At 57.2% G+C, this 18,494-nt stretch carries 19 protein-coding genes and 1 other annotated feature; of the genes, 3 read left to right on the top strand and 16 right to left on the bottom strand.

Annotated elements, in window-relative coordinates; translation table 11 throughout:
- Window positions 1–15: 15 nt before the first annotated feature.
- From SPG90_RS17915 to SPG90_RS17900, 4 genes are all read right to left on the bottom strand, one after another.
- The gene (locus tag SPG90_RS17915) at window positions 16–363 is read right to left on the bottom strand and encodes a DUF202 domain-containing protein (protein ID WP_023309822.1); all 348 of its coding nucleotides are present in this window, start codon (window positions 361–363) and stop codon (window positions 16–18) included.
- Window positions 353–700, bottom strand: coding sequence for a YidH family protein (locus tag SPG90_RS17910; RefSeq protein ID WP_023309821.1), 348 nt, complete (start codon window positions 698–700; stop codon window positions 353–355). Before SPG90_RS17910 ends, SPG90_RS17915 begins: the two co-directional genes overlap by 11 nt.
- A 92-nt stretch (window positions 701–792) precedes the next feature.
- Window positions 793–2,115 carry a 6-phospho-alpha-glucosidase gene (locus SPG90_RS17905; RefSeq protein ID WP_023309820.1) on the bottom strand — a complete coding sequence of 441 codons (1,323 nt, stop codon included), beginning with the start codon at window positions 2,113–2,115 and terminating at the stop codon, window positions 793–795.
- On the bottom strand, window positions 2,112–3,734 hold the full coding sequence (locus SPG90_RS17900; RefSeq protein ID WP_126303955.1) for an alpha-glucoside-specific PTS transporter subunit IIBC: 1,623 nt from the start codon (window positions 3,732–3,734) through the stop codon (window positions 2,112–2,114). Before SPG90_RS17900 ends, SPG90_RS17905 begins: the two co-directional genes overlap by 4 nt.
- A gap of 221 nt (window positions 3,735–3,955) precedes the next feature.
- On the opposite strand from SPG90_RS17900, the gene SPG90_RS17895 reads away from it, so the two are divergent.
- On the top strand, window positions 3,956–4,702 hold the full coding sequence (locus tag SPG90_RS17895) for a GntR family transcriptional regulator (RefSeq protein ID WP_063440101.1): 747 nt from the start codon (window positions 3,956–3,958) through the stop codon (window positions 4,700–4,702).
- On the opposite strand, the gene SPG90_RS17890 is transcribed toward SPG90_RS17895, so the two are convergent.
- The 3 genes from SPG90_RS17890 to ibpA form a co-directional block, all read right to left on the bottom strand.
- A complete protein-coding gene (locus SPG90_RS17890; RefSeq protein WP_126303957.1) occupies window positions 4,670–6,331 on the bottom strand; it encodes a putative transporter in 1,662 nt (553 codons plus the stop codon). The genes SPG90_RS17895 and SPG90_RS17890 overlap by 33 nt on opposite strands.
- A 165-nt stretch (window positions 6,332–6,496) precedes the next feature.
- The gene (gene ibpB / locus SPG90_RS17885) at window positions 6,497–6,925 is read right to left on the bottom strand and encodes a small heat shock chaperone IbpB (RefSeq protein ID WP_023309816.1); all 429 of its coding nucleotides are present in this window, start codon (window positions 6,923–6,925) and stop codon (window positions 6,497–6,499) included.
- Between the two features lie 136 nt (window positions 6,926–7,061).
- The gene (ibpA, locus tag SPG90_RS17880) at window positions 7,062–7,472 is read right to left on the bottom strand and encodes a small heat shock chaperone IbpA (RefSeq protein ID WP_008500162.1); all 411 of its coding nucleotides are present in this window, start codon (window positions 7,470–7,472) and stop codon (window positions 7,062–7,064) included.
- Window positions 7,466–7,537, bottom strand: a sequence feature (ROSE (Repression Of Heat Shock gene Expression) occurs in the 5'-region of heat shock genes and acts as an RNA thermometer to modulate expression.). (Overlaps the previous gene by 7 nt.)
- 248 nt (window positions 7,538–7,785) lie before the next feature.
- Between ibpA and SPG90_RS17875 the strand changes: the two genes are divergently transcribed.
- Window positions 7,786–8,118: a YceK/YidQ family lipoprotein gene (locus SPG90_RS17875; protein ID WP_024907391.1), complete on the top strand. Its 333-nt coding sequence runs from the start codon at window positions 7,786–7,788 to the stop codon at window positions 8,116–8,118.
- On the opposite strand, the gene SPG90_RS17870 is transcribed toward SPG90_RS17875, so the two are convergent.
- The 8 genes from SPG90_RS17870 to SPG90_RS17835 form a co-directional block, all read right to left on the bottom strand.
- A complete protein-coding gene (locus SPG90_RS17870) occupies window positions 8,115–9,344 on the bottom strand; it encodes a DUF3748 domain-containing protein (protein ID WP_047635108.1) in 1,230 nt (409 codons plus the stop codon). The genes SPG90_RS17875 and SPG90_RS17870 overlap by 4 nt on opposite strands.
- Window positions 9,345–9,395: 51 nt before the next feature.
- Window positions 9,396–10,733, bottom strand: coding sequence for an MFS transporter (locus SPG90_RS17865; protein WP_080298643.1), 1,338 nt, complete (start codon window positions 10,731–10,733; stop codon window positions 9,396–9,398).
- 78 nt (window positions 10,734–10,811) lie between these two features.
- Window positions 10,812–11,960: a galactonate dehydratase gene (dgoD, locus tag SPG90_RS17860; RefSeq protein ID WP_045400449.1), complete on the bottom strand. Its 1,149-nt coding sequence runs from the start codon at window positions 11,958–11,960 to the stop codon at window positions 10,812–10,814.
- On the bottom strand, window positions 11,957–12,574 hold the full coding sequence (locus SPG90_RS17855; protein WP_126303959.1) for a 2-dehydro-3-deoxy-6-phosphogalactonate aldolase: 618 nt from the start codon (window positions 12,572–12,574) through the stop codon (window positions 11,957–11,959). Before SPG90_RS17855 ends, dgoD begins: the two co-directional genes overlap by 4 nt.
- Window positions 12,558–13,436 (bottom strand): 2-dehydro-3-deoxygalactonokinase, encoded by an 879-nt coding sequence (locus tag SPG90_RS17850; protein ID WP_126303961.1) that lies wholly within the window; start codon window positions 13,434–13,436, stop codon window positions 12,558–12,560. Before SPG90_RS17850 ends, SPG90_RS17855 begins: the two co-directional genes overlap by 17 nt.
- The gene (gene dgoR / locus SPG90_RS17845) at window positions 13,433–14,122 is read right to left on the bottom strand and encodes a D-galactonate utilization transcriptional regulator DgoR (RefSeq protein WP_003861109.1); all 690 of its coding nucleotides are present in this window, start codon (window positions 14,120–14,122) and stop codon (window positions 13,433–13,435) included. Before dgoR ends, SPG90_RS17850 begins: the two co-directional genes overlap by 4 nt.
- Window positions 14,123–14,348: 226 nt before the next feature.
- Window positions 14,349–15,161 (bottom strand): sugar-phosphatase, encoded by an 813-nt coding sequence (gene yidA, locus SPG90_RS17840; RefSeq protein ID WP_023309809.1) that lies wholly within the window; start codon window positions 15,159–15,161, stop codon window positions 14,349–14,351.
- A gap of 115 nt (window positions 15,162–15,276) precedes the next feature.
- Entirely contained in the window at window positions 15,277–16,302 is a 1,026-nt protein-coding gene (locus tag SPG90_RS17835) for a zinc-dependent alcohol dehydrogenase family protein (protein WP_126303963.1), read from the bottom strand.
- A gap of 110 nt (window positions 16,303–16,412) precedes the next feature.
- Here SPG90_RS17835 and SPG90_RS17830 point away from each other — a divergent pair, with 110 nt between their 5' ends.
- Window positions 16,413–17,348, top strand: a complete 936-nt coding sequence (locus SPG90_RS17830; protein ID WP_126303965.1) for a LysR family transcriptional regulator — start codon at window positions 16,413–16,415, stop codon at window positions 17,346–17,348.
- A gap of 337 nt (window positions 17,349–17,685) precedes the next feature.
- Here SPG90_RS17830 and SPG90_RS17825 read toward each other — a convergent pair whose 3' ends face one another.
- Entirely contained in the window at window positions 17,686–18,468 is a 783-nt protein-coding gene (locus SPG90_RS17825) for a hypothetical protein (protein ID WP_241238615.1), read from the bottom strand.
- Between the last annotated feature and the right edge of the window lie 26 nt (window positions 18,469–18,494).

Here is an 18,494-nt window from a genome sequence, read left to right as displayed (position 1 = left end):
TAGCCGCCACCGGGCTTACAGGCTCAAAATTTGCTGAATATGAGTTACCGCAAACAGCAGCGACAGCGAGAGAACAGCGAGCGCGATCAGGAACTTATCCCGCACCGCCTTCGGCTGTACAAAATCGTTCTGCGCCACGTCCATCAGGTTACGGCTGCGGGTATAGCGCCATAAAATAATGGCCACCAGCGCCAGCACAATAATGGAAATCCAGAATGGCACCCCTGTGCGGTGCCAGTTGTGCTTGATCGCCAGGGCAATCAGCGCGCCATACCCCAGCAGCGTGCGCAGCCAGGCGAGCGACGTCCGCTCCGGCTGCAGGCCGGGGTCCGCTTCGCGCCGCGCTTTGCGGCTATCCGCCATAGAACACCAGCACCATCACCACGCCCGCCACCGTCAGCAGAATCGTGCTGATAATCAGCAGCCCGCGCGTATAGGGCAGATCCTGCTTCAGACGCATCGCCTTCTCATTGCGCAGCCAGCGCAGGTAGCCGTAAATCGCCAGCACGCCCGCAAACAGGCACAGCAGCAGCGCCAGCACTTCGCGAATCAGCGGCGTGGCGAAATCGGGCGCGAGCTGATCGAGACCCACCCCTGCGGCAAGAAAGCCCAGCGCGGTGCGGATCCACGCTAAAAAAGTGCGTTCATTAGCCAGAGAGAAGCGGTAGTCCGGCGCTTCGCCGAGGCGGGAAATTTTCATGAGGGTTCCTTGTCGTGCTCCAGGCAGGCTTCAGCATAGCGTAAATCGACAAGGACAAGGAGACCGGCATCGGGCGATGCCGGTCAGGACGATTAGTGCAGCTCTGGCCAGTAGTCCTTATTGGCCGCGATCAGGTCATCCAGAATCGCTTTCGCGACGGACGCGCTCGGCACGGTTTTCGACAGGGTGATCGCCTGCCAGAGTTTCTGGTACGAGCGCTGCTCCCAGGCATCCACCACCAGTTTTTCCACCGCCACCTGCTGGCTCATCAGCCCTTTCTGGAAGTGCGGAATATCGCCCACCGTGAGCGGCTCCGGCCCGTTATGGCCAACCAGGCACGGGATCTCCACCATCGCGTCGGCATCAAAGTTATGGATGGCCCCGTTGTTAGGCACAATCAGCAGCATCCGCTCCTGGGTGTTGAAGGCAATCGCCGTCGCCAGATCGACGATGTACGACGCATGTTCGTCGATTTCCAGCTCACCGGCGGCGGAGTGACCGGCTTCAATAATTGCCCGGCAGGCGCTGAACACATGCTTTTCACGGTGATCCATGACCTCATTGGCGCGGGTGCGTTCCGGATTGGAGTGCGCGACCACATAGTCCGGGAACAGGTAATACTTCAGGTAGGTGTTCGGCATGGTATCCGGATCAAGCGCCTGTACATCTCTGGCCTTGGCAAAGGTATCGTTCCAGCTCGCTTCGGTATGCGCATCTTCCGAAGGCGGCACATAGCCGTTTTTCGCCACGTATTCGCGCAGTTTCGGCATCAGATCGTTGCCGTTGAGATCTTCAATCGACGTCCACCAGCCGAAGTGGTTCAGACCGTAGTAGCGCACGCGCATCTCTTTGCGGTTTTTCAGGCCGACAATCTGCGCCATGCGCCCTTCAATGCCGATCGGCATATCGCAGATGTTGAGGATTTTGGCGTTCGGACGCAGGCGACGCGTGGCTTCCGCGACAATCGCCGCCGGGTTGGAGTAGTTCAGCATCCACGCGTTCGGGGAGTACTGCTGCATATAATCCACCAGCTCCAGCACGCCGCCGATCGAGCGCATGCCGTAGGAGATGCCGCCCGGTCCGCAGGTTTCCTGGCCCAGCACGCCGTGGCGCAGCGGGATTTTTTCATCTTTTTCGCGCATCGGGTATTTGCCCACGCGGATATGCGCCATCACAAAATCCACATCGGTAAACGCCGCTTTAGGGTCGGTGGTGTAGCTGAATTCGATCTCCGGCGCCTGCTCCCTGAGGATGATTTTGCACGCTTCGGCGATGGTTTCCTGACGTGCGCCGTCGTTGTCATAGAACTTCAGCGCGCGCAGCGGGAAACGGTCACGGTTGGCTAACAGCATCAGGACGATACCAGGCGTAAAGGTGCTGCCGCCGCCTGCAATGACAACTGAGAATTTTTTCATGATATAGCCTCTGTCAGGGTGGTTTGTTCATTTGTTAAAGGAGTTTTCATCAACGATTCCAGCTGGTCGCGCACCTGAGGAACGTGCAGGCCGACAATCACCTGAATGCCGTTGCCGCGTCGCACCACGCCGTGGGCGCCGAGGGCTTTGAAGACGTCATCGCTTTGGGTTTTCGCCATATCCACCAGCGCAATGCGCAAGCGGGTGGCGCAGTTGTTGATGCTTTCGATGTTGGCCGCGCCGCCGAGCGCCTGCAGGAATCCGGCGGCCTGCCCGACCTGCTGGCTGGCCGCGGCCGGGACGGTGGTTTGCCCGCGCGCCGCCTTATAGTCGGCCTTGCTGTAGAGTTTGATTTCGCTCTCTTCCCGGCCCGGCGTTTTCAGGTTCAGACGTTCGATCAGCGTTTTGAAGACCGCGAAGTAGATGCCGGTGAAGCAGACGCCGATGCCGATCTGGGTGAATACCGTCGAGGCGTGGTTATGAAACATTGGGATCCAGTTTTGCGGCAGGAACTGGTCCAGCAGGCCGCCGCCCATGTTCCCGACCACGCCAAAGGCGTACATCACCGTTGCCATAGTCGCCGCCAGCACCGCATGGACGGCAAACAGCAGCGGCGAGATAAACAGGAAGGTGAACTCAAGAGGTTCCGTGATGCCCACCAGCACGGCGGTGAGCGTGGCCGGCACCAGCAGCCCCGCCACCTTGACGCGGTTTTCCGGCGACGCGGTGTACCAAATCGCCAGCGCAATCCCGACCGAGCCAAACACTTTTGAGTTGCCGTGCAGCGCGAACCCGCCTTCCGGGAAGAGGGTTTTCAGCGGCAGGGTGCTCTGGCTGAACTCCTGCAGGTGCTGTGCCCAGTAGACCTGAATCCCGCCTTCCACCGCCGCCGGGCCGAAGATGAACGGACCGTAGACGAAGTGGTGCAATCCGGTTGGGATCAGAATGCGTTCCAGGAAGGTATACACCCACACGCCCAGCGCACCGGCGGAGCGCAGAAACGCCTGCAGGGACTCAATGCCCATCTGTACTTTTGGCCAGCCCAGCAGCGTCAGCCAGGCGCAGGGGATCATGACGAAGAACGCGAGGATAACGACAAACGAGCTGCCCTGGAAAATCCCCAGAAAGACCGGCAGCGGCTTGTCGAAGTAGCGGTTGTGGATGGCGGTGACGATACCTGAGATCACAATGGCGCCGATGATGCTGGTATCGAGCGTTTTGATGCCGGCAATCATCGCCAGCCCGCTACCCGCCGTCGGCTCGGCGGAGAAGTCGACGCCGAAGAAGTGGCCCCAGGTCATCCCCATCGCGTTAATGAAGTAGTTCCAGGTCAGAAAGCTAATCAGCACCGCCAGACAGGCTCGGCCCTGCGCCTGCTTCGCCAGGCCAATCGGTAAGCCAACGGCAAAAATCAGCGGCATATTGCGAAACACCGCCCAGCCGCCCTCTTCAATGATGTGAACAATCTGCGCGAAAAGATGATCGGGGGCCGTTAGCGCTTCGCCGACAAACAGCGGGTTGCGAAGCATGATGGCGATTCCCACCACGATCCCGGCGAACGGAAACAGCAACACCGGGGTAAACATGGCACCGCCAAAACGTTGTATTTGACTGAGCATTTTTAAATCCTCATGAAACAACCTGTAGGGGTAGAGGCCTTTATGGTTTTTTGCTGGCCTGAGGTGAGCATAAGAACTTACTGATGCGCGAACATGGCGTGCCGCTGCGATTCGTGATCGCATTCATGGTTTTATTTTGACCAATCAGGTCTACTTTTTGAGGTAAACATGGACATGTCAGGACACAATCCACGCTCTGATAAGGGCAGAGAGGTCTACTGGTGATCTACAAATCTATCGCCGACAGATTGCGGCTGCGGCTGAATTCGTCGGACTACAACATCGGCAGCCCGCTGCCCGGCGAAAAGGCGCTGGCGCAGGAGTTCGGCGTGGCGCGAATGACCATCCGCAAGGCGCTCGATCTGCTGGTGAGCTGGGGGCTGGTTGAGCGGCGGCACGGCAGCGGAACCTTTGTCTCGCGCAAAGACGTTCACCACGAAACCACCAACCTGACCGGGCTGGTGGAGGTGCTGCGGCAGCAGGGAAAAGAGGTGCAGAGTAAGGTCTTACAGTTTGAAGTGATGCCCGCCCCGCCCGCTATCGCCAGCCAGCTGCGGATTCAGGTGGATGAGCGGATCTACTTTTCCCGGCGGGTGCGCTACGTGGACGGGAAGCCGCTGATGCTGGAGGACAGCTTTATGCCGGTGAAGCTGTTCCGCAATCTGTCGCTGGCGCATCTTGAGGGGTCTAAGTTTGATTACATCGAGAAGGAGTGCGGGATCACTATCAGCGGCAACTACGAGAGCCTGACGCCGGTGCTGGCAGATAAAACGCTGGCCGGTTATATGAACCTGCCGGAACAGACGCCGCTGCTGCGAATTACGTCTCTCTCCTACAGCGACAGCGGCGAGTTCCTCAATTATTCCGTAATGTTCCGAAATACCAGTGATTACCAGGTGGACTACCATCTGCGGCGCATCCACCCGGAAGATTTACTAGCTCATCCCCCAGAACAGCACCGCCAGTAGCTGCGGGGTGATGATGCGCAGGAACATCACCAGCGGATAGACGGTGGCATAGGAGAGCGCGGCCGCACCGCTGGTGGCGTGCAGGTTGTTGGCAAAAGCCAGCGCGGGTGGATCGGTCATGGAGCCCGCCAGCATCCCGCACAGCGTCAGGTAGTTCATTTTGGCGAACATCCGCGCCAGTATTCCCACCGTCAGCAGCGGGATCGCCGTGATAAAGATACCGTAGCCTACCCAGCTCATCCCTTCGCCCTTGACCAGGGTATCGACAAAATCCCCGCCGGACTTCAGCCCGACCACCGCCAGGAACAGCACGATACCCAGCTCGCGCAGCGCCAGGTTGGCGCTCGGTGGCATAAACCAGTAAAGCTTCCCGATACAGCCGATACGCCCGAGGATCAGCGCCATAATCAGCGGTCCACCCGCCAGGCCCAGCTTGAGCGCCACCGGGAAGCCCGGCACGTACACAGGAATAGAACCGAGCAGCACGCCGAGCCCGATACCGATAAACACCGGCAGCATCTGCACCTGCTGCAGCTTTTGCTGGGCGTTACCCACCATATCCGCCACGGCGTCGATGGACGACGGGCGCCCGACCAGGTTGAGGATATCCCCGAACTGCAGGCTGGCCTCCGGGCTGGCGACCAGTTCAACACCCGCACGGTTAAGGCGAGAGATCACCACGTCATAGCGCTCTTTTACCTGCAGATCGCGTATTTTCTTGCCAAGAACGTGTTCGTTAGTCACCACAACGCGTTCCACGCGCATATCGGTGCCGCGGGTTGAGAGCGAGGTATCCACTTCCTGGCCAATCACCAGCCGCGCGTTGTTTAAATCTCCGGGCTGGCCGACCAGGTGCAGCAGATCGCCCTGCTGAATGACGGTGCCGGGGCCAGGCACCATCAGCATATCGTCACGCTTGAGGCGGGAGCAGATGATATTGGCGCTGTTCAGAATCGGCACGTCCTGAATCGCCATATTGTTCAGGTTGGGGTTATCGACCCGAATGTTGATGGTTTTAATTGGCATATGGCCGTTGGTGAGCGTGGTTTCATGGTCCTTCGCCTCTTTGTCGACGTTAATGCGAAACAGGACGCGCACCAGCCACATGGAAAGCAGAATGCCGCAAATCCCAAACGGATAGGCCATGGCGTAGCTCATCCCCATCTGGTCGACAATGCCGGGTTCGATACCCAAATCGCGCAGGATTTGCTGCCCGGCACCGAGCGCAGGCGTGTTGGTAACCGCCCCGGAGAAAATGCCCAGCACCACGGGGAGCGGGATATCGAAGATTTTGTGCAGAATTGCGGTGACCAGCCCGCCCATCACCACAATGCCGAGGGCAAACAGGTTGAGCCGTAAACCGGAAACCCGAAGTGAGGCGAAAAAGCCCGGTCCCACCTGAATACCGATGGTATAAACGAAGAGGATCAGGCCGAACTCCTGGGTAAAGTGGAGCATTTCGGCGCTGAGGACCAGCCCGAGCTTGTCGGCGAAGTGCCCGACAAAAATGCCGCCAAACAGTACCCCGCCTATCCCAAACCCGACGCCGCGGATTTTGATATTACCTATCCACAGGCCAACAACAGCGACCAGGGCCAACACGCTGACGGTTAACGCGATATCACTCATGACCCACTCCCTTAGCATAACCTTAGTTATGCTAAGGATTCTCTCAGAGCCGGGGGCGGTTGTATGGGTGATGGCGCACAAAAAAGCCCTGCCGGGGCAGGGCTTTATCTTTTCACCCTCTCCCACAGGGAGAGGGCCAGGGTGAGGGCATCAGCCCGCACAGTGCTAACTGTTCAACGCCGGCCGCTCGCTAATGGCGATACGCTGCGGCGCGATGGCTTCCGGCACGTTGCGGATCAGGTCGATATGCAGCAGACCGTTGGTAAACGTTGCGCCGGACACTTCCATATGGTCTGCCAGGGTAAAGCTCAGGCTAAACGGCTGATTAACCAACCCCTGATGCAGCCATTTGGTCTCGGTCTCTTGTTTTTCCGGCGACCCCTTCACGGTCAGGCGAGTGCCTTCAAGCTGGATGTCCAGATCGTCCTGGCGGAAACCGGCCAGCGCAAGGGTAATGCGATAGTGGTTATCGTCGCTTTTTTCGATGTTGTACGGCGGAAACGTCTGTTGCTCGGTGGTGCTTTGCAGGGCGTTAGCAAGTTTGTCAAAACCAATCCACTGACGCAGCAGGGGGGATAAATCATAGTTACGCATACTAAATCTCCTTCTGAGAAGCGAGTTCGGCACAGTGTAATTTTGTGCACAGTTATTCCTGCAAATCCTGATGGATTCGCATATGCTCCCGTTACGGCAAGCAAGTTCGGGTGGGCCGCTCACGCGACCCGCGTAATTAGTTAATTTCGATACGGCGCGGTTTTTTCTCTTCCGGAATCACACGTTCCAGTTCGATAAACAGCAGACCGTTAACCAGGTTCGCGCCTTTAACGTGAATGTTCTCGGCTAACTGGAATTTGCGTTCAAAGTTGCGCTCGGCGATGCCCTGATAGAGGTAGGTACGTTCTTTCTGCTCGGCCGTATGGGAACCTTTCACCACCAGCAGGTTGTCCTGCGCGGTGATCTCCAGTTCGTTTTCTGCAAAACCGGCGACGGCAATGGCGATGCGGTAGTGGTTTTCGTCAACCAGCTCAACATTGTATGGAGGGTAGCCGTTGCTCTGGCTTTGGTTATTTTCTAAATGGTTAAACAGGCGGTCAAAACCAATTGCAGAACGGTATAGCGGAGAAAGATCGAAGTTACGCATAAATAAAACTCCTGAAATCAGCGAGAAATTGTAGCCTTCCACCATGGACAGGCCTTTGCGCCCCCGAACACCCATCAGGCGAGTTCGTTATCGGGCCACATTCTTAAAATGGGTCTGCAATCGGGCTTTTCAAGAACGACAGCTGCACTTTTTTTTGCACTTTCCTGCATCTCGCTTAGACTGGGACAACAGCACAAAGGGTTAAATTGCGATGGCTGCCACAGTGCGGGGTTATAGAGCTATCCATTTTGGATAAGGCTCGCTATAACCCTGAGTTGCAGGTCTATGCAGTGCCATTAACGATGACTGAGTGATGATGAAAAATGTTCTGATAAAGCTGACGACGTTCAGCGGGGTAGTTTTACTTTGCGGGTGTTCGAGCGTGATGTCTCACACCGGCGGTAAAGAAGGAACATATCCGGGGACGCGCGCCAGCGCGGCGATGATCTCCGATGACGATACAAACTGGGGCACCAAATCCCTGGTTATCCTGGATATGCCGTTTACGGCCGTGGCGGATACGCTTCTGCTGCCGTGGGATATGTTTCGTAAGGACAACTCCGTACGCTCGCGTGTAGAGAAAAGCGAGCAGGAAAATCTGGCGACAAACGCCGTCATCCCGCCCGCTGAAATGCCTCCACGCTAGTACTGCGCGGTTTCCGTCACCCAAAGCTGACGGAAACCGGCTGTCTCCTCCATCCACGCAATAACGCGCCCGTCAGGGGAAAACACGACCGCATCAGCAGACGGCGGGTTGCCGTGATCGGACGTCAAAAACGTCACCTCTCCGGTCTGTGCGTCGCAGCAGGCGATCCGATTTTCGAGCACAAACCCCAGACGATCGCCCGCAGGATGCCAGTTAAATGCTGACTGAATATCGCTCCCGGTACGCGTCAACTGGCGCGGCTCGCCTCCCTCAGGAGAGATCAGCCACAGCTGCACAATGCCGTTATCATCCCGCATCAGAAACGCAATCTGTGTCCCCTGCGGGTTGCAGCGAACCCAGTGACGCGGCACGTTCACCAGGCCCGGGTACGCCCTCTGATGCGTGAAGGTCAAACGACGCTGCTTCACACCCGCAGGCGGCGCTGGCAGGGTCTCCGTCGTGCCCTGTAGCGGCGCATCGCCCGCATGCTTCCAGCCCTGCTCGTCTTCCGGCAGATTTACGATAAACAGTTCCGGGACTTTTTCACCCTGCTCAGACAGGGTGTCGCCGATGAACGCCAGCCTGTCGTTGCCCACCCAGCCCTCTTCGTAGGCGCGGTTAATCTCGTCGCTGCCCGGCTGCGGGTTGGGCGTCGTGCGGCTGACCAGCACGCTCCAGAATGTACCTGAATATTCGCGCGGATGGTTCCCGCGCGGGTTCACCGGGCCGTAAGGCGCAGCCACGCCGACGTTGCGTAAATCAAGTTTAGGATCGCGTTCGTGCAGAACATGGTCGTTATAGGTAAAGCTGACGAGCTGCCCGTTTGGGCTGAAGACATGGACGTGGCTGCCGCCGCGCAGCGCGCCTGCGGTGTAAGGCGCTGTGATATCCATCGCGTCCAGGTTGCTCACATGACCGTTTTGCGCAACCACTCCCTGACGATGATGAAAATCGTAGTGCCAGTCTGCATCCGGGTTTTTCGGGCCGTGGATAAAGACATATTTCTCTTCTGCAGGATGAACGGTCACCACGCCGACATGCGCGCCGTCAGTCGCGCGATAAACCACCTCTACCTCACCCGTCGCGACATTGACCCGCTCGATGGTTTCACCGGTGAACGACGCACCGGACGGGCGCACGTCGTAGACCAGCCACTGGCTGTCCGGCGTCCAGGTATTGATGTTGGTCAGCTGGTGGTTGCGGGAAGCGAAGGTGATTTGTTTCATGAGGATACCCTGATGCACGGTGAATGCATCAGGGTAAAACATCCGCAGAGATTAGCCTACTCGTTTCACGTCGCCCACCAGCAGGATGTAGGAGAGTGCCCCGATCAGCGCCACGGCAGAAATATAGACCAGCGCCGGGCCGAAGCCGTAGTCCTGCGCCAGGTAGCCGATGACCAGCGGTACGGTGATCCCGCCCAGCCCGCCGACAAAGTTGAACACGCCGCCGGTCAGGCCAATCAGCCGCATCGGCGCAAGGGACGACACCAGCGACCAGGTGATAGAGGCGAAACCGTTACCGAAGAACGCCACCGCCATCAGGGTCATAATCCACACCGGATCGTTGGTGTAGTTGGCACCCATGATGCAGGTTGAGATCAGCAAGCCGCAGATGATCGGCGTTTTACGCGCCACGCCCAGCGAGTAGCCTTTTTTCACCAGCTTATCGGCCAGCCAGCCGGAGAGCAGCACGCCGAAGAATGCTGCGAGAAACGGCACGGTGGTCATAAAGCCCGCCTGCAGCGCCGCGATCCCCTTCTCCTGGGTCAGGTAGTTCGGGAACCAGGTGAGGAAGAACCACAGCGTGGAGGTCACCGCGAACTGGCCCAGATAAACACCCACCAGCTTACGATGGAAGACCAGCTTCCAGTCCGCTTTGGTCAGCGGCTGGCGCGCCTCTTTTTTCACCGGCGCATCGCCGTCCACCAGGCCACCGCCGTCGCGGATGTAGTCCAGCTCGGCTTTGGTGATGCTTTTGGTCAGACGCGGCGGCTGGTAAACCTTGAACCAGATCAGCGACCAGATAATGCCAATCCCACCCGTGACGATGAATACCCAGTGCCAGCTCAGCAGCTCCTGGATCCAGATCAGCAGCGGCGTCAGGAACGCCAGGCCGACAAACTGCCCGGAGGTGTAAAAGCCAACGGCGGACGCGCGCTCGTGTTCCGGGAACCAGCTAGTCACCATACGGTTGTTGGTCGGAAACGCGGGCGCTTCGAACACCCCGGTGATGGCGCGCAGGCCAATCAGCGACATCAGCCCGGTCGCGAAGCCCTGGAACAGGGTCGCCACTGACCAGCCGAAAATGGCAATGAAATAGGTCAGACGTGAACCCACGCGGTCAAGGAACCAGCCGCCCGGGATCTGACATAAAGTATACAGCCAGGCAAACGCCGAAAAGACGTAGCCCATTTCCGCTTTGGTGATGCCAAACTCTTCCTGGATATGGGCCGATGCCACGGCAAGGTTGGCGCGGTCTACATAGCAAATGACCACGGTAATAAAGATCATAATCAGCGTCAGGTAGCGGCGACGCCCGGTTTTTGTAGCGGTAACTGGAATATCCATCGCAATCTGTCTCCAGATTTTGGGCATAGCGAAGCCGCTCACCATGCCCTGTAATTTACAGAGGGTTATATTTTTGTATGTATGATTTTTGCCCGGAGGCTTATCGGGTCTACGGGATGGCGATTACCATTCCGCTACGCTGCCGTCCTCATGACGCCACAGCGGGTTACGCCAGTCTGGCGCATTTTTACTCAGCTCAATGACTTTGGCTTCGTCAATTTCTACGCCAAGGCCCGGCTTCGTTAACGGTTTAAAGAAACCGCCTTCCATGCAGAAGTCTTCTTTATTTTTCACAAAATCGAGCAGTTCCGCGCCCTTGTTATAGTGAATCCCCATGCTCTGTTCCTGGAACACCGCATTGCGGGAGACAAAGTCGACGTGCAAACAGGCAGCCAGCGCGATCGGGCCTAGCGGGCAGTGCGGTGCCAATGCCACATCGTAAGCCTCTGCCATCCCGGCAATTTTGTAGCATTCAGTTATGCCGCCCGCGTGAGAGAGGTCCGGCTGCAGGATGGCAATGCCGCCCGCTTCAAGCACGCGTTTGAACTCGAAGCGCGAGAACATACGTTCACCCGCCGCGATAGGGATGTGGGTCTGTTCAGCCAGTTTCGGGTAGTACTCGGCCTGCTCGGCCAGCACCGGCTCTTCAATAAACAGCGGACGATACGGCTCCAGCTCTTTGATCAGAACTTTGGCCATCGGCGCGCTGACGCGGCCGTGGAAATCCAGGCCAAACTCAATCTCGTTGCCGAAGGCTTCACGGATTTGCGCCACGGTGTTCACCGCCCGGTCTACCGCGCGCGAGTTGTCGATAATGCCCATCTCTTCGCAGCCGTTGAGCTTGAAAGTGTCGAAGCCGATGTTGCGCAGCTGCGTGATGCCATCAATCACTTCCGCAGGACGGTCACCGCCGACCCAGCTGTAGGCTTTGATTTTGTCGCGCACCAGGCCGCCCATCAATTGCCAGACCGGCGCGTTCAGCACTTTGCCTTTGATATCCCACAGCGCCTGGTCGATGCCGGCGATGGCGCTCATCAGGATCGGCCCCCCGCGGTAGAAGCCCGCGCGGTACATCATCTGCCAAAGGTCGTTAATGCGCGCCGGATCCTGACCAATCAGGTATTCACCCAGCTCGTGCACCGCCGCTTCTACGGTACGCGCCCGCCCTTCAATCACCGGTTCGCCCCAGCCCACAACCCCTTCATCGGTTTCGATTTTCAGGAACATCCAGCGCGGGGGTAAACGGTACGTGGTGAGTTTGGTTATTTTCATTTCACTGCCTCTCGATACGCTTTCACAAATGCTGCCGCCTGCTGTGCGGTACGCTCCACGGACTGTCCGGCACGATAAAGATCGCTGCCCAGCCCCGCGCCCACACAGCCAGCGCTCATCCACTGGCCCAGGTTTTCTGGCGTTACGCCGCCTACGGCAAAGATCGGCACGCTGGCGGGCAATACCGCTTTCAGCGCTTTGATGTAGTCCGGACCAAAAGCCGATGACGGGAAAATTTTGAGCGACTGTGCGCCTGCTTCGAGAGCAGTAAAGGCTTCCGTGGCGGTGGCGCAGCCCGGGCAGACGGTCATGCCGTGCCCCACCGCGCGGCGGATCACCTCTGGCTGAATGTTGGGCGTGACGATAAGCCTGCAGCCCATTTCCGCCAGCCGATCCACCTGCTCAGGCTGTAACACGGTGCCTGCGCCAATCAGCGCCTTATCACCAAAGGCCTTCACCACGGCCGGAATGCTTTTTTCCCACTCCGGAGAGTTAAGCGGGATTTCCACCGCGTCGAACCCGGCGTCAATAACCGCGCCGACGTGGGCTAACGCCTCATCGGGCGTGATGCCGCGCAAAATCGCGATAAGGGGAAGATCAGTTTGCCACTGCATGAGCGATGCTCCTTATTCCTGCCTGAAATGCCGTGTCGCCGGATATCGTTAAAACATCGCGCCCCACGGCGCGAAACGCCTGCTCGTAGCGCGACGTCAGCGATGCGCCTGCGACAATGGCGATGGCCTGCTCGTGCGCGATGAAATCACGCATGCTGGCAACCTCAGCGCCAATCAGCAGGCCGGAAAGAAACTCGCTGACCTGCTCGCGCGGGAGATTTCCCAGCACGTGCGAGGCGCGAACCTCAAAAAGGTGCGGCAAGACATCAGGAGAAGCGATCCCACGTTCAAGCCCGGCAGCAAACGCCTCTGCCGAGGCTTCCTGCTCAGGTAAACCGGCCCCAACCAGCGAATGGTTGAGCAGCAAATGGTGCAGCTCGCCGGTCATCACGGTGCGAAAGTCGTGGATTTGCTCAGCGTCAGCCTGGACCCACTTGCAGTGCGTTCCGGGCATGACGTAGACAGAAGAAGGAGAAAGCGCGCGCGCACCAAGCAGCTGCGTCTCTTCGCCGCGCATCACGTTGTGGTTGTCGTCGCGAGAAACGCACAAGCCGGGAATAATCCAGATATTGTCGCCAACGGACGTTAACTGCTCACCAATAGCGGAAAAATGGGCGGGAACCGGCAGGTAAGGCGCGATTTTCCACCCTACGTTGCTGCCGACCATACCCGCCATCACTACCGGCGTGGCGCTGTCGCGCCAGTTTTGTGTGACCTCTGCTAACACCGCCTCGGGGGATTTACCGTTCAGGCGCGTCACGCCTGCTTCTGATTGCCTGCTTTCCAGGCACTGCTCGCCCTCATACAGCCAGGCGCGCAGATTGGTCGATCCCCAGTCAATTGCGATGTAGCGAGATGTCATGTGATTTCCTTCAGCCTTCGTGTCGAGCTGGCAATCATGGTAAGTGCCGCCTGCTCTGCCGCATCGCCGTCCTGATGCCTTATCGCATCGAACAGCGCTTTATGTTCCTGGAGCGTTTTCGGCATGTTGGCCTCATCGCCCATCCAGGTACGTTCAAATACTGCTCGCTGTAGCGAGCTGATCGCTACGCTAAGCTGCTGTAATACCGGGTTATGCACCGACTGCAGCACCGCTTCGTGGTAGCGAATATCTGCCTCGTTAAACGCCTCCCGGTTCTGGTTATTGGCGATCATGTCGTTTAAAGCCGACTCGATCTGGGCCAAATCGCCGGAAGTTGCGCGTTCCGCCGCCCAGCGGGCGATGGCCGGTTCAACCAGGTTTCGGACTTCGCTCATCGCGCCGATAAGCCGCGGGTCGTAGTCATTTTCCAGCACCCACTGCAGCACGTCGGTATCGAGGTAGTTCCACTGATTACGCGGGGCAACAAACGCGCCGCGATAGCGCTTCATTTCAATCAGCCGCTTCGCCATCAGCGAGCGGAATACTTCCCGGATGATGTTGCGCGAGGTTTCAAACTCCTCACACAGTTCGGCCTCTGCCGGCAGCGGCGAACCGGGAACGTATTTGCCACCCACAATCTGGGTGCCCAGCGTGATGACGATGCGATCGGTTTTATTGAGTGTCATGGAGAGTCCTTGTGCTCTGTATGTCCATCACTACTTTACCGCGACCGCTGAATTTCACCTCACTTTTGCAGTACAAACGTGAGGGAGTTCGTCTTTGTCATGGCCGTAATGTAGTACAATCATTTAATGATGTACTACAATCAAGATCACAAAAAGAACAATTCAATAAATTCAGCGCAAAAAAAAGCCCCGGTTGATAACCGAGGCTGATGATTAAAAATAAGCGTTACTGCAGCACAAACTTCTCGATCGCGTAAGCAACGCCGTCTTCCAGGTTGGATTTTGTCACGAAGTTGGCCACTTCTTTCACGGATGGAATGGCGTTATCCATCGCCACGCCCATACCGGCGAATTCGATCATCGCGATGTCATTTTCCTGGTCGCCCAGCGCCATGATCTCTTCCTGTTTAATGCCCAGCGCATCGGCCAGTGATTTGACACCGGTGCCTTTATTGACGCGTTTATCGAGGATTTCGAGGAAGTACGGCGCACTTTTCAGCACGGTGTACTTCTCTTTTACCTCCGCCGGAATGCGCGCAATCGCTTTATCCAGGATCTCCGGCTCGTCGATCATCATCACTTTCAGGAACTGCGTGGCCGGGTCCATTTTCTCCGCTTCACAGAACACCAGCGGAATGGTCGCAACGTATGATTCATGTACCGTGTAGTAGCTGATATCGCGGTTGGCGGTATAGAGCGTATTGCGATCGAGCGCGTGGAAGTGGGAACCCACTTCACGGGACAGTTTTTCCAGGAACAGATAGTCATCGTAGCTCAGCGCGGTTTGCGCAACCGTACTGCCGTCAGCGGCTTTCTGCACCAGCGCGCCGTTATAGGTGATGCAGTAGTCGCCCGGCTGATTCATGTGCAGCTCTTTCAGGTAGCTGTGTACGCCCGCATACGGACGCCCCGTGGTCAGGACCACATTCACGCCCTTTGCGCGCGCCGCGGCGATCGCGTTTTTAACGGCTGGAGAGATAGTGTGATCTGGCAGCAGCAGCGTGCCGTCCATGTCGATTGCGATGAGTTTGATAGCCATGAGTTCCCCGGAATAAATGAGTGCTGCCTCATGCTAACGCGATTAAGCACACAAAAATAGAGCTATATTGCGCAACAGGAATGCCCCTTTTACGTTTATTCCGGGGAACAAAGGCTTACTCGCGGGTGAGAACTATTTTACCGAACGCGCCGCGATCGAGGTGTTCAAACGCCTGTTCAAGCTCGTTAAAACGGTAGCGATGCTCGATCACCGGCTTCAGCCCCGTGACGTCAACTGCGCGGACAAAATCTTCCAGCGCCCGGCGATGCCCCACGCCAATCCCCTGAATGACGGGGGATTTCAGCAGCAGTTCGCCAGCAGAGAGCGTAATCTCCGTCCCGGCCAGCACGCCAATGACGGAGATATGTCCGTGAACGGCAACGGCGCGCAGGGAATGCTTCAGGTTCTCTCCGCCTACGGTTTCAATAATATGGTCGATGCCGCGATCCTGCGTGAGCGCCAGCGTATTTTCCGCCCAGTCGCCTTTCAGACGGTTGATGCCCTGGCTGGCTCCCAGCTTTTTGGCCAGCGCCAGCTTTTCATCACTCCCCGAGGTGACAAAAACCTCAGCCCCGTGCGCTTTTGCGATTTGCAGGGCGAATATCGCCACGCCGCCCGTGCCCTGCACCAGCACCGATTGCCCGGCGCGCAGCTGGCCGCGTTCCACCAGCGCAAACCAGGCGGTAAGCCCTGCGCAAGGTAAGGTGCTGGCCTCGGCGTCATCCAGAGTCTCCGGGGAGGCCACCAGCGCGCCTTCATTCACAATCACATACTCGGACAGCATGCCCTGAAAGTATCCGCCGGACGTTTTATAGGGCAGATTGCGCGCGTCCGCCTGCGGCTTACCGTCGATCCACTCAGGGAAGAAGGTTGAGATGACGCGCGCGCCGGGCTGGAAGCGCGTGACGCCTTCACCAATGCTGTCCACCACGCCCGCCATGTCAGATGCCGGGGTAAACGGGAAGGAAAGCGGGATCGGCATTGTGCCTTCAACAACCATTTTATCGCGATAGTTAAGCGCAACGGCATTTACGCGCACGCGCACTTCACCCGGGCCCGGCTGTGGGACGGGCGCCTGAGTCAGCTTGAGGTTCTCGCGCCCGAGGGCATCCATGGACCAGCGTTGCATTGTCTCTGTCATTTAATTTCTCCTGCCATCAGATGAGCTTTAGTCCTGACAGTCTACCGTTGACTAAAGGTCGCCAGTGGCGATAAGTTTTCTCTTTATTGACGCCATAACAGATACAATCGATGACCGATACGCTGAAGGACATTCCTGTTTTTGTGGCCGCCGTTGAGGCGGGAAGTTTTGCGCAGGCTGCCATTCGTCTGCATTTGTCACGCTCGGCGGTCGGAAAAAGCATCGCTCGCCTTGAACAACGGCTGGGGGTACGTCTTTTTCAGCGCACCACCCGCAGCCAGAGTCTGACCGATAACGGCGCCCTTTTTTATGAACGCTGCCTGCGCGCGCTGGAGGAGATTCGGAGTGCGGAATCGCTGCTTGAGACGGGGAAACAGCAGGTCAGCGGTCGCCTGCGCATTTCCATGCCGGTGCTGTTTGGCCGCCAGTGTGTCGCCCCGCTGCTGATAGCGCTGGCTCAGGAACACCCCGGGCTTGAGCTGGAAATGTCATTCAGCGACCGCGTGGTGGATCTGGTCGAGGAAGGGTTTGATATGGCGGTGCGTAACGGCACGCTTCAGGACAGCAGCGTGCTGGTCGCCAAAAAGCTGGGAGAACACCGCATGGTGCTGTGCGCCGCGCCGGAGTATCTGCTGAAGAAAGGCCAGCCACAAAGCGTTAATGATTTATCCCAGCATACGGCCATTAACTATTTGAGCGCAGGCAGAGTGTTATCCTGGCAGCTGATGGATAACGAAGGAAAGTCGCACACCTTTACGCCCCGATCGTCGCTCAATATGGATGATTTGCAGGCGATCTGCGACGCTGCGCTGGCCGGACACGGCATTGCATGGCTGCCCTGCTGGATGGTCGTCAAAGATATTCACCAGGGTAAACTCGTCCCGCTCTTAAAGCAGGCACCAGATGTGCATTTCAACGTTCATGCCGTGTGGCAGCAGACGCCGCATCTGCCGCTGAGGGTAAGAATAGCGATAGATACTCTGGCGAGCCGTTTACCGTCCGTGATGTCGCTGGATATGCCTGCGCCCACAAAAAAGCCGCGCTAAAAGCACAGGTTAACGATCTGATTCATACAGGCAAACCTGCTTACCAGGCGAAAATCTGCTTATAACAGTGAAGTACACATCCCGGCTACGTTCTGACGTCCACAACTCCCCGGCGGGAGCTTTTCTCGCAAAGGAATAGCCACGCGAAACAAGGTATTGTTTAAGTGCAGCGGTATCAGATACCCCGCTAAAGCACACGCCAGCGGTTTCCGGCTGTCCATTTGCAGCAGAGTGGCTGAAGGTATAATCCGGTGAAAGGCGTGGTACCTGCTTAATCGATTCTGGGGTGTAAAGATGATAGCGAACCCTATCTGATTCACGGTATGTCATCTCAGGCTCATACGGCAAAAGGAGGTATATGACCGTGACAATCACGATGGCCAGCCCTGAGAATATGGCTAACTTTTTCATGCTCAACGTCGTCCTGAGTGGGTAAAGAAGGAATGATATGTGTGCCGTTATCGTTAAGAATACGAACAATGTCTGAACTGAAGTTATCAAACGGCGTTACCCACTTCATAAAGCGGGGAAGCGAGCCTTTATAGGGTTCATGCCGGATATTTAGGTCATCAGGGTCGGGAAACATCAGTGGAAGAAAACCCCGGTTCTTGAAATTACCGATCGGTCCGTAATGATCCCAGCGGCGTAGTGCGCTTTCACGGCTGACAGGCCTCAACTGAGCCCGGTAATCCGAAGGAATCAGCGCCCTGTAAAAACCGAGCAGATCCGACACCAGGTCTTCTCCGCTGAACCCGCTATCGGTGTACCAGCTGAAAAAAGCGCGAGACTGGTAATTTTCAAAATTTCTCGCGGTATCCATCATCATGGCCAGGGCAATGCTGTTAATTTCTGACATCGAGCGCCCACGTTTTATTTCCCAGCGAACAAACTTACCCGTTCCGGCAAGTCCTTTCCCGATATTCATTCTCTGATTGTATGCAATCGTGTAATAAGGTCTGCCACTGGCTTCGCCGCTGCTGAAATCAGCCAGAAGCAGGGAAATATCTTCGCCCCTGGCATGCCCCAGGTCAATCCAACCGAGGACCTCACTGTAGATGAGGCCACTGCGGGTCGTTACCTGCCATTCATCGGCCCCGATAATATCGCTCCTGCTGCTCATTCGGTGTATTCCTTTTTCCGTAACGA

It is taken from the genome of Enterobacter sp. D2 (assembly GCF_034427575.1).
Lineage (GTDB): Bacteria > Pseudomonadota > Gammaproteobacteria > Enterobacterales > Enterobacteriaceae > Enterobacter > Enterobacter cloacae_M.
Note: the sequence above shows the minus strand (reverse complement) of the source record. Positions and strands in the feature narration are given on the sequence as shown.

What these genes read in the sequence shown, in the direction of transcription:
- SPG90_RS17830 (WP_126303965.1), top strand. Translation starts at nt 16,413, where the DNA reads ATGACCGATACGCTGAAGGACATTCCTGTTTTTGTGGCCGCCGTTGAG.
- SPG90_RS17825 (WP_241238615.1), bottom strand. Translation starts at nt 18,468, where the DNA reads ATGAGCAGCAGGAGCGATATTATCGGGGCCGATGAATGGCAGGTAACG.
- SPG90_RS17910 (WP_023309821.1), bottom strand. Translation starts at nt 700, where the DNA reads ATGAAAATTTCCCGCCTCGGCGAAGCGCCGGACTACCGCTTCTCTCTG.
- SPG90_RS17875 (WP_024907391.1), top strand. Translation starts at nt 7,786, where the DNA reads ATGATGAAAAATGTTCTGATAAAGCTGACGACGTTCAGCGGGGTAGTT.
- SPG90_RS17870 (WP_047635108.1), bottom strand. Translation starts at nt 9,344, where the DNA reads ATGAAACAAATCACCTTCGCTTCCCGCAACCACCAGCTGACCAACATC.
- SPG90_RS17900 (WP_126303955.1), bottom strand. Translation starts at nt 3,734, where the DNA reads ATGCTCAGTCAAATACAACGTTTTGGCGGTGCCATGTTTACCCCGGTG.
- SPG90_RS17915 (WP_023309822.1), bottom strand. Translation starts at nt 363, where the DNA reads ATGGCGGATAGCCGCAAAGCGCGGCGCGAAGCGGACCCCGGCCTGCAG.
- dgoD (WP_045400449.1), bottom strand. Translation starts at nt 11,960, where the DNA reads ATGAAAATAACCAAACTCACCACGTACCGTTTACCCCCGCGCTGGATG.
- SPG90_RS17865 (WP_080298643.1), bottom strand. Translation starts at nt 10,733, where the DNA reads ATGGTGAGCGGCTTCGCTATGCCCAAAATCTGGAGACAGATTGCGATG.
- ibpB (WP_023309816.1), bottom strand. Translation starts at nt 6,925, where the DNA reads ATGCGTAACTATGATTTATCCCCCCTGCTGCGTCAGTGGATTGGTTTT.
- SPG90_RS17905 (WP_023309820.1), bottom strand. Translation starts at nt 2,115, where the DNA reads ATGAAAAAATTCTCAGTTGTCATTGCAGGCGGCGGCAGCACCTTTACG.
- dgoR (WP_003861109.1), bottom strand. Translation starts at nt 14,122, where the DNA reads ATGACACTCAATAAAACCGATCGCATCGTCATCACGCTGGGCACCCAG.
- yidA (WP_023309809.1), bottom strand. Translation starts at nt 15,161, where the DNA reads ATGGCTATCAAACTCATCGCAATCGACATGGACGGCACGCTGCTGCTG.
- SPG90_RS17835 (WP_126303963.1), bottom strand. Translation starts at nt 16,302, where the DNA reads ATGACAGAGACAATGCAACGCTGGTCCATGGATGCCCTCGGGCGCGAG.
- SPG90_RS17890 (WP_126303957.1), bottom strand. Translation starts at nt 6,331, where the DNA reads ATGAGTGATATCGCGTTAACCGTCAGCGTGTTGGCCCTGGTCGCTGTT.
- ibpA (WP_008500162.1), bottom strand. Translation starts at nt 7,472, where the DNA reads ATGCGTAACTTCGATCTTTCTCCGCTATACCGTTCTGCAATTGGTTTT.
- SPG90_RS17855 (WP_126303959.1), bottom strand. Translation starts at nt 12,574, where the DNA reads ATGCAGTGGCAAACTGATCTTCCCCTTATCGCGATTTTGCGCGGCATC.
- SPG90_RS17850 (WP_126303961.1), bottom strand. Translation starts at nt 13,436, where the DNA reads ATGACATCTCGCTACATCGCAATTGACTGGGGATCGACCAATCTGCGC.